Genomic DNA, 13530 nt, shown 5'->3' with positions numbered 1-13530 from the left:
AGGCTACTTCAGGTTTAAAATAGTGTGTATTACTAATTCTGCGGAGTTTTTAGCCGCTGTTTCTAGGTAGGTTTGAAACGAAACCGTTGACGTTTTACCTGCAATATCTGATAAAGAGCGTATTACTAAATAAGGAATACCAAGTAAATGGCAGGTCTGGGCTATAGCGACGCCTTCCATTTCTACGGCGCAGGCAGTTGGAAAGTCTTTCCGAATTGCAGCTGCTGACTCATCACTCCCAACAAATGAATCACCAGTGCAAACTAATCCGAGTTCAACTTGAATGCCAGCCATACTCTTAGCTTGCGTATAAGCCGTATCAACTAGCTTTGTAGCACATTCAAAATGAGTGGGCATGCCAGCACATTGACCTATTTCATAACCAAAGTGAGTCAAGTTGGCATCAAAATGTCGCAATTCAGTTGCAATCACAATATCACCAATATTCAAATGACTGGAAAAACCGCCAGCCGAGCCAGTGTTAATAACATAGTCTGGGGAAAATTGTTTAACCAATAATGTGGTGGAAACGGAGGCAGCTACTTTACCAATGCCACATCTGACGAGCACAACATCAGTCGAACCAAGTTTACCTGTGTACACTTTAAGATGGTTTACTTGGTGTTCTTCACATTGTTGAAGAGAGTCTTGAAGTAGTGAGATTTCTTCATCCATTGCACCTAATATGGCAATTTTCATAGGGAGGCTTCTGAGTCATTTTATTTTCCATAAGTTTATTACGTAAGCGTTTGATTTAAAACATACAAATAAACAGAACTTATAAATAATAAGAATTTGAATTCTATTGTTTGAAATAGATGTCAGATTTTTTCATTTAAGACGGATTCAATCTAGAAAGCGACGAATAGATTGGCTAATGCTTCCTAAAAACGCTAATGTTAAATTAATGTTAACGCTGGGGGTGGTATGTTTACTTTTGTTTTTAAATTAAAACGTCATGTCTGTTTGTTATTTGCTTTGGTTTTGTTGGGTTGTCAATCAACGGCAACGACAAATCCCGTTATTGTTACTTCGGAGTCCCTTTTATATGACCAAGGTTTTGAAGGTTTCTCAGATCATTTAGTAGAAACTGAAGATGAAATATTTTATTTAGATGAAGAAGCTAAAACATTTGTGCACAAGGCTATAGTTAACTTAGATAGCGAGATTGACCAAGTTGAGGCTCTTGTACATGCCGTATTTGACCGTTCTGAATTAAATCTACTCTATCAAGCAAATGCAAATACTGTTGCTAATGATACTTATAAATTGAAGGAGGCGAATTGTTTATCAATGTCGATTATGACCTATGCATTAACTCGGGAAGCTGGTTTTAAAGTGGATTTTCAGGAGGTGTTAATTCCTGAATATTGGACTCGTCGTCAAGGGTATAGTCTACTTAATGGCCATATTAATCTAAAATTTACACCTCATCTTGATACTAATGTTCTCAATTTAAGGACTCGTAGTTATCAAATAGATTTCGACCCTCAGCCTGCTAGGCGAAGCTTCTCTAAAAAGCCTGTCTCTAAAGAGCGGATTGTGGCTATGTTTTACAATAATAAAGGTGCAGACGCACTTGTTAAGCAACAATTTCCCTTAGCTTATGCCTATTTTCGCCAAGCTGTTATAAATGAGCCTCTGTTTACTTCTGCTTGGGTTAATCTGGGGATTTTGTATCGTATGGCTGGTTATCTTGAAAGCGCTGAGAAGGTTTATTTACATGCTTTGCAGCAAAGTTCTAATAACCTGAATGCACTGGAAAACTTGGCTTATTTATACAAGATAAATGGCAATATAAACTCTGCTAATAAGATAATTGCTAAGGTAGAACGGAAGCGCGCTATCAATCCCTATTATCACGTAAACTTGGGAGAGCAGGATATTGAGCAACGAAACTGGAAATTAGCCTTGGGGCACTTTAAAAAAGCACTCATTCTAAACAGGAATATGCACGAGGGGTATTTTGGATTAGCCAGAGTTTATTTTGAAATTGGTGAGCTAGATGAAAGCGAGCGTTATTTAAAACTGGCAAAAAATAAAGCGTTCAATAATCACTATGAAGAAAAATACCAGAGCAAATTAGACTTTTTAAGCAGTTTGTAATTTTACAAACTGCTTAAAATAATGGGCTAAGCGACACCTAGTTCTTCGAGTCTTTCCTTTAAGTAGCTTTTGGCTGTATACCTATCTGATAAGACAACTTCTGGGTTTGGGTGTAAAAACAGTGGAAGTGAAATACGGGCTTTAGTCTGATCGCTTCCTTCTGGGTTCACAACTCTGTGGGTGGTAGATGGAAAGTATCCGGCAGACGCTTCTTGTAACATATCTCCAATATTGACAATTAGGTTGCCAAAATCGCAAGGCACGTCAATCCAAGATTCTCCGGTGCCTTTAACTTGTAAACCGGGTTCATTGGCGGATGGCAGTATAGTCAGCAAATTAATATCTTCATGGGCAGCTGCTCTTATCGCGTCAGCCTCTTCTGAGCCATCTAGAGGTGGGTAATGAAGAATACGAAGTAGGGTTTGTTCACTCTCAGTGACCATGCTTGATAAAGACTGTGTATAGTTTACAGATATGTCTTTTGGCGAGTATTTTTCAACCCAAGCTAATAACTCTGAAGCAAGCGTATTAGTATCACGATAATATTCTACTATTTCTTGTTTGAGTGATTCTGGACAGCGTCCCCACGGATAAAAATGAAAATATTCTTTAATATCTTTCTTTTTAAAGCCTTTGGCGGTCTCTGATACAGTCGTTGGGAAAAATCCATCATGGGTTTCACGGTTGTACAAATAGTCATTCTTTTCATTGGTATTAAAAAATGCTTGCCAGTTTCTATATATGCTAGTGACGCGATCTTTGCTAATAGGGTGGTTTTTTAATACCCCAAACCCAGTCTTATGTAAGGATTCAACAAATAACTTATCGGCATTTGGAGCCTGATAATCTACGGCTTTTAATTCCATGGTTTACTCTCTACTAAAAAATTATATATTTTACATTGGTCTTTTTTACAAGCTTAAATAGAAGCCAGCCAAAGCGGCACTCATTAGGTTTGATAGCGTTGCAGCTAATACTGTTTTTAAACCTAGTTGTGCAATTTCTTTTCTTCTATTTGGAGCTAGTGCTCCAATGCCGCCCATCAATATTGCTATTGATGAGAAATTTGCAAACCCACATAAGGAGAAAATAACTATAGCTTGTGTATGGGGGGACAACTCGGCTTGATATTTAAGGAAGTCTAAATAAGCAACAAACTCATTTACTACCATTTTTTGACCGATAAAGCTTCCGGCAATATTTGCTTCATCCCAAGGTACTCCTAAGGCCCACGCTATAGGCTGAAATACATAACCTAGGATAACCTCAAAGCTCAAGTCACCTGCTCCAAACAATCCTCCTGCCCAACCTATTAAGCCGTTAAGGAGAGCTATCAACCCAATGAATGCAAGTAGCATTGCCCCAACATTTAGTGCTAAGTGCAGTCCTGATGCCGCTCCACTTGCTGCGGCATCAAAGATGTTGGCGTACTGGTTATCTTCAGTCGTTTTTTGATCTAGTTCATTCTTAAACTCTTCCGTTTCAGGAATAATTATTTTAGCCATTAAAAGCCCACCTGGTGCTGCCATAAAGCTTGCTGCAAGTAGGTACTTAATTTCAACTCCCATACCCGCATAACCAGCCATTACTGAACCTGCTATAGAGGCTAATCCACCAACCATAACTGCAAACAATTCAGATCGAGTCAAATTAGGTATAAATGGCTTAATAACTAGGGGGGCTTCCGTTTGTCCAACAAATATATTTGCTGCTGCAGACATAGATTCTGGGCGGCTAGTTTTTAAGAAAAATTGTAGAAAACCACCAATTACTCGAATAATGACAGTCATGACCTTCAGGTGATACAACACCGTTATCAAAGAAGAGAAAAAGATAATCACTGGCAATACATTGAACGCAAATATAAAGCCCATTGATTTATTACCCATAGGGCCGAAGATAAAATCAATACCATCTTGGCTGTAACCAATTATGTTTTCTACATACCCTGTTAGAGAAAGTAAAAAACTAATGCCTGGGGGGAAATATAATACTAACGCGCCAATTGAAGCTTGGATTGCAAACGCTCCCCCTACTGTACGCCAATTTATGGCTTTTTTGTGAGCTGATGCTAAGTAGGCGATAAACAACATTAAGGCCACACCAATTAAACTAACCATACTTTTTCCTTATTTTTATTGTATTTTTTGTGCAGCATTTAACGGTAAGTTGCTAAAGTAAACTTTGTTGGATATGTGACTTAATAACATCTAGTGCTATACGGTTTTCGCCACCCTGTGTAACCACTACATCAGCCGTAAAGCGACTTGGGGCTATAAATTGATGATACATAGGTTTTACTGTGGATTCATATTGAGTGGCGATGGAGTCTAGGCTGCGGCCTCTCTCAGCAATATCTCTTTTAATTCTGCGTAATAAGCAAATATCTAGAGAGGTATCTACAAAAATTTTAATATCAAACAGTGGTTGAAGAGCCTCATTTGCCAATAACATTATCCCTTCGATAATAATAACGGGTGCTGACTTTAATGTTTCCGTTTCTTCAAGCCTTGTGTGGGTTTTATAACAATATCTTGGGTATTCAATAGGCTTCCAATTTTTCAAGGACTGTAAGTGCTGCATGAGTAACTCATGCTCAAAGGCCTTGGGGTGATCATAATTGTTTTTTTCTCGCTCAAGCATGGGAAGGTGATCTTGAGAGCGATAGTAATGATCTTCGCGTAACACTTGGACTGATTTACCTTTTTCAGAAAACTCTTTTAAAAGGTTCTCAGTAAATAGAGATTTACCGGAACCTGATGCTCCAGAAATGGCAATAACTAAGGGGGCAGACATACCACTCCAGATAATTGAATTAAGACTAGTAGAAAGATAACAGCGGAAACACAAAAAGTCAGCACTTGAAATCAGCTTTCAAGTAACTAATCTGGACTACAGTCTCTGAATCGATTGTTTTTTATTCTATCGATAGATTAAACGTTACTTTTTATTTACCTTTTATTTCTAAAAATGAAGGATCAAGGTGCTCAAGTGCATAGTTGTGAAGTTTAGATCTGGACCCTTCGCCTTGTGCTTTAGGTGGGTAAAAAAGTTCTTTATCTTGCGGTTGATGCAAAAACACTGCGTCTAGTGTTGCCCGGATTTCACTCAAAGTTTTATCTAAATTAGTACTAAAGTCGGGGCGCTTTCGTTTAGTGTGGCCAATTTCTATAAGTCGGTAAAAATATTTGTTCGCTAAGGCAATTATGTCTTCTGGGACATTCTTACTTTGAATTAAAAGTGGGTGAGGTTCTTTTATGCAGTACTCTAATAAAGCAACATAAAAACAAAACGGCTTATTGGACAGTTCTATTTCATTACCAAATTTAACATTAACTAAGGTTTTATCATGAAGGTTAATGGATAGCTTTACTGGAGAGGTAGGTTGTGAAAACTCACTTAAATTAACCGCTTCGGAGTTGGTTTTTACATAGATCTTAAAACTTAAATAAGTCAATAGTATCGCTAAAAATAGTGCCGCGGGCGTTAACGTCGTTAAATAAGGCCAATCAAATATTGCTATTGCAATTTCTATTTTTTGTTCTGTTGGTGTGAGGGTCGAGTTACGTATGGAGTAACCACCTTCAATATCAATACCTATATTCTGTAATTTTAAAAGTTTTACATTTGAGTTCTGTACATCTAAATAGGCGTTTAACTCTTTAATATAACGTTTAACTGACGGAGGATGAGAAATGGTACTAAATATTGGGTTGGCTAAACGAAGTTTGTTGAGGTCCAATGCTATTCTTTTTTCAATATTTAGGGAAAATAAGCTAGCTTCATATTGGTGCTGAAAATATTTTGCAGTGGAATAGGTACCTTGAAACGTACTCCATAGGATAAAAAAGCAGGCGGTATATTTGTATAAGGTTTGGTTTTGTGAGTTCATTACTGTGTTACTTCCACAATTAAACACTCATTCGGTAATGACATATGGTTGAAATACTCAGACCCCATATTAGGGCTTAACATCAGTAAGGTTTTTTGCATCTCACAGACTAAATCAGTATTTTGCGTATCCATCTTTAAATACCATTTAGCGCCACTTACATTTTCTTGAATTTTGGTAATGTAATTTTGGGAAAATTTGATACTGTCCTCCTCTTGCCAATAAGAAGAAATAATATCTACTTGGCCCGAAGCTAATAATTTACGTAATTCATTATGGTTGTTGGCATAAGTAATCTTTACATCTTCCTCAGATAGGCTTAATGACTTTAACATCCCTTTCGGTATTATGTGCCCAGAACGACTACTGGGGTAATCTAGAAGACCTAACTTTTTTCCCCATAAATATTGTTTGTTGATAATTGGCTTTTCTTTTACAGAAATTAAATATGCAGAGTAGTTTTGATACGCCCCAATAATTTTATAACCATAGGTTTGGTCAGTAGCAAATGCATTCATTAGGTTTTCTTTTACCAAAGCCAAGTGTGCTAAGCCTTTACCTATATATTGAATAATATCTTCATCTCTATTACTCCACCTTACTTCAACCCCCCCAAATTGTCGATCGATGACAGGGTCTGAACATAAAGCGCCAAGCAACAAGCTTGCTTGGTATTGATCCTCAACAAGAACAACAAAGCTATCACTGTTTGTTTGTGAGTGAGTATGACAAGATTTTGACTCATTGATGATGACCGGAATCGCTTGTGGAGTATTGACATTTACATAGGCACCTAAGCACCACATCAAAATTATGGATAAACTGATCGCAGAAAGGAAAATTGTTTTGTAGTATGGTGAAAAAATAGACAAAATTTAGTGAGCTATACTTATTTGTTGAACTTCAATTTGTTGATTTCAACAGTTAGTTTTATTTATTGCAATAGGTAAGTTTATTTGTTTGAGTTAAGTCTTTGTATTTAATAGAATAATAAAAAACAAGGTTGAATGATATTAAATGCTTTTTACTTTTTATAATTTGTTCAGTATACACGTATGTGTTTTTCTTCTAAATAATTGAGAAAAATACGTTAGTACTTATTTTGTACAGGAAGTTTTCAAAATAAAAATAAAAAAATTAATTTAATAAAATAGCAATATTTAGTAGATACAGTTTCGTCAAGCATACTATATGTCCAAAAAAAACTTAGAAAACACAAAACTTAGGAAACACACAATGTTTAAGAAAACTAAACTCAATCGTATAGCGATTGCAGTGGCTATGTCTGTTGGCATGTCCACGGCTGCAATGGCACAAACGACTACTTCGTCTATTCGAGGTAATGTTGCTAGTGAAGCTGGAGTCATCGTACCTGGTGCAACGGTAACGATTACGCATACTCCTTCAGGTACTGTGCGCACTGCTGTTGCAAACGCGAGTGGTATATTTTCTGCACGAGGCCTTCGTGTTGGTGGGCCATACTCAATAAGTGTCAGTGGTAGTGACTTTGCAACTGTCGAAATGAATGACCTTTACCTAACACTAGACCAGACATTCTCACTTCCTGTTACAGTAGAGAAAAATGATAGTACTGAGGTTATTCAAATAACTGGTTCTAGCATTGCTGCTGGTGGCTTTTCTAATGAAGGCTTGAGCACAAGCCTTGGTCTGGAAGCGTTAGGTGAAATTGCATCAATCGACCGTGATATTACAGATGCAGCACAACTTAACCCTTTTGCATCAGTTAACTTTAATGGTAGTTCAAAAGAATTAACTATTGCAGGAGCAAATAGTAAATTTAACTCTTTAACTATTGATGGTGTTGCATTGAATGACCGTTTTGGTTTGAATGCAAATGGTTATCCAACTCAGCGTTCTCCAATTTCGTTTGATGCTATCGAGTCTATTTCGGTTCAAACTGCTCCGTTTGATGTTGAGTATAATGGTTTTACTGGCGGTACTATTAACGCCGTAACTAAATCGGGTACTAACGAATTCCACGGCTCAGCAAGTTACTACTATACTGATGACTCTTTCATCGGAGATAAGAACGGTGATGACGAGTTCAACTTTATCTTTGAAGAAAAGACTTTTGCAGCGACACTTGGTGGCCCAATTATAAAAGATAAGCTTTTCTTCTTTGTTTCTTACGACAAATTTGAAGGTGTAGCTCCTCTTGAAGACGGCCCAGCTGGTTCTGGTGCGTTAAATGAAGAAGCAAACATTACGCTAGACGACGTTGCGCAAGTTAGCCAGATTGTTTCCGATGTTTGGGGATTTGATATTGGTGATTTCAATAAGCCTGATACTGCGGATGAAAAAATTCTTGCAAATATAGATTGGAACATTAACAACGATCACCGTGCTAAGTTTACTTATCTTCTTACCGACGGAAACAGTATAAACGAGCAAAATGGTAACAACTTTTTAGCTTCGGATAACATACTTGGTACATCATCAGCATGGTACAATCGCTCTGAAAGAGTAGAAAGCTTTATTGGTCATGTGTTTTCTGATTGGTCTGAAAATTTTTCAACCCAAGTTAAGATTGCAAGTACCACACAAGCAACAGGCCAAGAATCACTAAACGGCGCTGAGTTTCCATCTTTTGCAGTATTCTTACGTGAAGTTGACGGTGATGAGAATTACCTTGTAACTGGTCCTGACCGTTTTAGACACGGTAACTCGTTAGATCAAGAATTCTTAAATATTAAATTCTTGGCGGAATACTCTGCTGGCGATCATATATTTAAAGCTGGTTTTGAAAGAGAAGAAGTAGATGTAGATAACTTGTTTGCTCAAAACTCAGAAGGTTCTTATCTTTTTGATAGTATTGATGATTTAGCTAACGCTACCGCGTCAGCTCTTTTGTACAGCAATGCTGTTACCAATGACGAAAATGATTTACGCGCTAAATGGGGTTATAACTTTAACTCGGTGTATATCCAAGATTCTTGGGCAGTCAACTCTGATCTGACTGTTGATGTGGGCCTTCGTTATGATTGGTATGAATCTGAAGGTGAAATCCGTGAAAATCAAAACTTTGTAGACCGATATGGCTACTCAAACACTAATGATATTGATGGCTTAAGTGTCATTCTACCTAGAGTATCATTTGAGTGGTTAGCTGGCGATTATACTACTGTTCGTGGTGGTCTTGGACGTTTTTCAGGTGGCGCACCTAGTGTTTGGATTTCAAACTCTTACTCTAATGATGGTGTGATTTCTGACAGTGTTGATGACTTTGGTTCTGGTAATACTTATCTTGTACCCACTACACCAGATGCTGCAACAGGGCAATATATCCCTCAAGAAGTACTTAATGCACTTGCTACTGAAGCTCCAGACGGTTCTGTAAATGCACTTAGCGATGATTTTGATATTCCTACTACTTGGAAGTTAAGTTTAGGTGTAGCACATGAGCTTGAAAGTGGCTGGTTGTTAAGTGCCGATTATTTATTTAACAAATTGGATAATGCTACATACTGGTATGATCAACGTTGCGAAGAGCCAGTCGGTACCTCACCAGACGGGCGTGGTGTTTACGATTGTAGTGAAGGACCAGAAGCTATTGCGGTTGGTTCAGTAGATGAAGGGTACAGTACGTTAATAGCGGTTTCAGCGTCTCAAGAATGGGATACTGATTACGGTAGTTTCGATATGTTTACTAGTTATACGTTTGCTGACGTAAAAGATATCGGTTACGGCACATCGTCAACAGCTACCTCAAACTATTCTGACTTTGCTGCTTTTGACCGCCAAAGCCCAACTGCAGGTACGTCTAGTTTCCAAACTGAGCATTTATTTAAAATGCGTGCCAACTGGAGCAAAGAGTTGATTGAAGGTTACGAAACTAAAGTATCGTTGTTTGCAGAGCGCCGTACTGGTCAACCATATAGCTATACTTTTAACGAAAATAACGCTTGTGTACTTGATATAGGTGGCGGTCGTTGTTCTCGTGAAAGTCGTAATGATGACGCAGGTCACCTGTTATATGTTCCTTCAGGCATAGATGATCCGTTATTTGCAGCCACTTCGTTTGGTGGTGACGCAGCTTCGCAACAAGAGTTTATAGATTATATTAACAACTCTGAGCTTGCTCAATATGCTGGTAGTATCGCACCTCGTAACGGTGACAACTCATCTTGGACTACAATTCTTGATGTGAGAATTCAACAAGAATTGCCAGGCTTCATGCCAGAGCATAACTTAAAAGTGTTCTTGGATATTGAAAATTTCGGAAACTTACTCAATTCAGATTGGGGTCGTATCGAACGTACTCGTTATGAATATGAGCGTGATGTCGTTTCTGCTAGCATCGTTGATGGTCAATATGAGTATTTTGATTTAAATAGTGACAGCAGTATCAAAAACCTAGAAGTGCTTTCCCAATCAGTTTGGCAAGTTCAGTTCGGAATTAAATACGAATTTTAATTTCTTGGGTTTAAGATATAAATCTATATTATTAAGACTCCTCACGTAAGTGAGGAGTCTTTTTTTTGCATGTATTTAAATTTTTCTAATGGAACAACCTTGGGTACAAAATTTGAGGATGTATAAATATAGCAATCACTAAGGAGTATTATGAATTTTAAGCGTGTAGTTATAGGGCTATTTACAATGACATTATTTATTGGATGTAGCTCAACTAATCACCAAGGCACAATTAGGATAGCGACATTTAATGTTAGTATGGAAGCTACGAACTATGTAGAGCAAATTAGTGATGTTGAGGGAAATGAGCTATCTAAGTATATAACTGAAGGTAACCACCCACAGATCAAAAACATTGCAGAAATTATTCAACGCACTCAACCGGATATCATCTTGTTAAATGAGTTTGATTATCTACCTAGCTCTAAGACTGATATTCAGGCATTCATAGATAAATACTTGGTAATGCCACAAAGTGGAACTCAGGCAATTGATTACCCCTATTTTTATGCTGCGCCAGTAAATACGGGCATAGATTCAGGAGTAGACCTAGATAACGATGGTGTTGCTTCAGGCGTAAAAGGTGATGCATTCGGTTATGGATTGTATCCCGGGCAGTATGGCATGGTGGTGTTGAGTAAATACCCTATCAACGAAAGCAATGTACGTACTTTTCAAACCTTTTTGTGGAAAGATATGCCTGATAATTTGTTAAATACGGTTAAAAATGAAGATGGGACTCAGTATTACTCTGAAGAAGCGCAACAAGTATTACGTTTATCATCAAAATCTCACTGGGATATTCCGATTGAGGTCGACGGAAATAAGCTGCATATTTTAGCTAGCCACCCAACGCCCCCGGTATTTGATGGTCCAGAAAACCGCAATGGTAAACGCAATCATGATGAAGTTCGATTTTGGCGAGATTATTTATCCGCAGCAGCTGAATCAAGTTACATTTATGATGATGAAGGTGAACGAGGTGGTTTTAAAGGAATACACTTTGCCATAGTAGGCGATTTAAATGCATCCTCTGATGAAGGTGATGGTTTAAAAAGTGGTATTAAAGGGTTGTTAAATCATCCCAGTGTAAATGATTCATTTACACCTGAAAGCCAAGCCGCAAAGTTACATACACCTGGTAACACTTTTTCAGCGAGTCACACTGCTTTTTGGAGAATGAGAGCTGATTATGTTTTACCGTCAAATTCACTCAAAATAATAGAAAGTGGTGTATTTTGGCCAGACATTAAAGATCCTATTTACCGTCTTATTAAAGATAGAAAAAGTTCATCTGACCATAGACTAGTTTGGGTGGATGTTGAATTTATGTAATTGAGTCTAGGACTTTAGCTTCATACATTTTCGAAAAGCGCTTCCACTTTATTTCGTGTGTCTTCTATATTACTAACATCAGCGGGGGCGATAAATATTGTATCGTCACCAGCTATCGTCCCTAAAACACCATCTTTTTTACCAAGAGAGTCTAATAAACGGGCAATGAGTTGCGCAGCCCCAGGACTTGTTCTAATAATTACCATTGAATTATTATGAACAACATCTAGTACAAGTTGTTTGAGGGGGCTTTTTGCTGTTGGCATACCTAATTCAGGAGGCAAACAATATACCATGTCACCTCGAGCGTTTCGGGTTCTGACTGCACCAAATTTACTTAGCATACGGGACACTTTTGATTGACTGATGTTATCAAACTCTTGTGTTTTCAGAGCTTCAACAATATCTCCTTGGGATCCAAAGCTTTCGGTGTTCAAGATATCTTTAAATGCTTTAATTAACGCTTCTTGTTTGTTGCTTGCCATAAGTCCCTCGATTTTTAGTTAGAGTATTTTGCCGTATTGCTTGGGTTTTCGCAATTTGGCCTAGTGACCTTTACACCAATAAAAGCATTTTTTGGAACAGTTTGGCTCTATTTATTCTTTAGTTGAATAATAATCATCAGCTTATGCATATATTAAAAACCTACGGTTCCTTGTATAATTGTTCAGTTACAAACTGTTAAACAAGAATAAACTTGTATTTCACAACCTCGTTAGCAACATCTTATTGATTGCAACGCAGAAAGTACTTCACAGGAGAAAATCATGAAAATAGCTGTATTAGGTGCAGCCGGCGGTATCGGCCAAGCATTATCTTTATTGTTAAAAACTCAATTACCAGCAGGTTCAGAGTTATCTTTGTATGATGTTGCTCCAGTAGTTCCGGGTGTTGCAGTAGATTTAAGTCACATACCAACTGATGTAAAAGTTAAAGGTTATGGCAAAGATGATTTAGCGGATGCACTAACTGGATGTGACATAGTGTTAATACCAGCAGGCGTGCCGCGTAAACCAGGTATGGATCGCTCTGACTTGTTTAACATTAATGCAGGTATTGTAAGAAATCTAGTAGATGGCATTGCTGATAATTGTCCTGAAGCTTGTACTTGTATTATCACTAACCCTGTAAATACTACTGTTGCAATTGCTGCAGAAGCTCTCAAAGCTAAAGGTGTTTACAACAAGAACAAATTATTCGGTGTAACGACTCTTGATGTTATCCGTGCAGAGACGTTTGTAGGTGATTTGAAAGGTTTAAATCCAGCTAATTTACATGTACCTGTAATCGGTGGCCACTCTGGTACTACTATATTACCTTTGTTATCTCAGGTTGAAGGTGTTGAGTTTACAGCTGAAGAAGTTGCAAGCCTAACAACTCGTATTCAAAATGCAGGTACTGAAGTAGTTGAAGCAAAAGCTGGTGGTGGTTCTGCAACATTATCAATGGGTCAAGCTGCTGCTCGTTTCTGTCTATCTCTTGTTGATGCTATGCGTGGTGAGAATGTTGTTGAATATACTTACGTTGAAACCAACAGTGATGATGCGGTATTTTTCTCGCATCCAGTGCGTTTAGGTAAAAATGGCGTAGAAGAAATTCTTTCTTACGGTGAGCTAAGTGAGTTTGAAGAAAGCGCTAAAGCGTCTATGATTGAAGGCCTACGTGGTGATATCACGTTAGGTGTAGATTTTGTTAAGGGTTAATTAACCTTTAATCATAAAAAAACCAGCGAGTTGCTGGTTTTTTTATGCTCTTAATTTAGT

The 13530-nt window shown here is 37.8% G+C and carries 11 protein-coding genes; 4 read left to right on the top strand and 7 right to left on the bottom strand.

Features of this window, described 5'->3' with window-relative positions; translation table 11 throughout:
- Window positions 1-3 precede the first annotated feature (3 nt).
- Window positions 4-699 carry a 5'-methylthioadenosine/adenosylhomocysteine nucleosidase gene (locus ABJD71_RS06570; protein ID WP_348166367.1) on the bottom strand — a complete coding sequence of 232 codons (696 nt, stop codon included), beginning with the start codon at window positions 697-699 and terminating at the stop codon, window positions 4-6.
- Window positions 700-927: 228 nt separating this feature from the next.
- On the opposite strand from ABJD71_RS06570, the gene ABJD71_RS06565 reads away from it, so the two are divergent.
- Window positions 928-2106 (top strand): tetratricopeptide repeat protein, encoded by a 1179-nt coding sequence (locus tag ABJD71_RS06565; RefSeq protein WP_348166364.1) that lies wholly within the window; start codon window positions 928-930, stop codon window positions 2104-2106.
- Between the two features lie 26 nt (window positions 2107-2132).
- On the opposite strand, the gene ABJD71_RS06560 is transcribed toward ABJD71_RS06565, so the two are convergent.
- The 5 genes from ABJD71_RS06560 to ABJD71_RS06540 form a co-directional block, all read right to left on the bottom strand.
- Window positions 2133-2972 carry a 2OG-Fe(II) oxygenase family protein gene (locus ABJD71_RS06560; RefSeq protein WP_348166361.1) on the bottom strand — a complete coding sequence of 280 codons (840 nt, stop codon included), beginning with the start codon at window positions 2970-2972 and terminating at the stop codon, window positions 2133-2135.
- A 45-nt stretch (window positions 2973-3017) separates the two neighbouring features.
- On the bottom strand, window positions 3018-4226 hold the full coding sequence (locus tag ABJD71_RS06555) for a NupC/NupG family nucleoside CNT transporter (RefSeq protein ID WP_348166358.1): 1209 nt from the start codon (window positions 4224-4226) through the stop codon (window positions 3018-3020).
- A gap of 52 nt (window positions 4227-4278) precedes the next feature.
- Complete coding sequence (gene udk / locus ABJD71_RS06550; protein WP_348166355.1) at window positions 4279-4902, bottom strand: uridine kinase; 624 nt, start codon at window positions 4900-4902, stop codon at window positions 4279-4281.
- Between the two features lie 151 nt (window positions 4903-5053).
- Window positions 5054-5998, bottom strand: coding sequence for a hypothetical protein (locus ABJD71_RS06545; RefSeq protein ID WP_348166352.1), 945 nt, complete (start codon window positions 5996-5998; stop codon window positions 5054-5056).
- Window positions 5998-6870: a PhnD/SsuA/transferrin family substrate-binding protein gene (locus ABJD71_RS06540; protein ID WP_348166349.1), complete on the bottom strand. Its 873-nt coding sequence runs from the start codon at window positions 6868-6870 to the stop codon at window positions 5998-6000. The genes ABJD71_RS06545 and ABJD71_RS06540 overlap by 1 nt, the downstream gene beginning before the upstream one ends.
- A 364-nt stretch (window positions 6871-7234) precedes the next feature.
- On the opposite strand from ABJD71_RS06540, the gene ABJD71_RS06535 reads away from it, so the two are divergent.
- Window positions 7235-10432, top strand: coding sequence for a TonB-dependent receptor (locus tag ABJD71_RS06535; protein WP_348166346.1), 3198 nt, complete (start codon window positions 7235-7237; stop codon window positions 10430-10432).
- A gap of 186 nt (window positions 10433-10618) precedes the next feature.
- Window positions 10619-11767 carry an endonuclease/exonuclease/phosphatase family protein gene (locus ABJD71_RS06530; RefSeq protein ID WP_348166559.1) on the top strand — a complete coding sequence of 383 codons (1149 nt, stop codon included), beginning with the start codon at window positions 10619-10621 and terminating at the stop codon, window positions 11765-11767.
- A gap of 20 nt (window positions 11768-11787) precedes the next feature.
- On the opposite strand, the gene argR is transcribed toward ABJD71_RS06530, so the two are convergent.
- The gene (argR, locus tag ABJD71_RS06525; RefSeq protein ID WP_348166343.1) at window positions 11788-12252 is read right to left on the bottom strand and encodes a transcriptional regulator ArgR; all 465 of its coding nucleotides are present in this window, start codon (window positions 12250-12252) and stop codon (window positions 11788-11790) included.
- Between the two features lie 282 nt (window positions 12253-12534).
- Here argR and mdh point away from each other — a divergent pair, with 282 nt between their 5' ends.
- Window positions 12535-13470 carry a malate dehydrogenase gene (gene mdh / locus ABJD71_RS06520; protein ID WP_348166340.1) on the top strand — a complete coding sequence of 312 codons (936 nt, stop codon included), beginning with the start codon at window positions 12535-12537 and terminating at the stop codon, window positions 13468-13470.
- Window positions 13471-13530: the final 60 nt, after the last annotated feature.

It is taken from the genome of Paraglaciecola sp. (genome assembly GCF_039943935.1).
Taxonomy (GTDB): domain Bacteria; phylum Pseudomonadota; class Gammaproteobacteria; order Enterobacterales; family Alteromonadaceae; genus Paraglaciecola.
The sequence above is the reverse complement of the archived record's forward strand: the minus strand, read 5'-3'. Positions and strand labels throughout refer to the sequence as shown.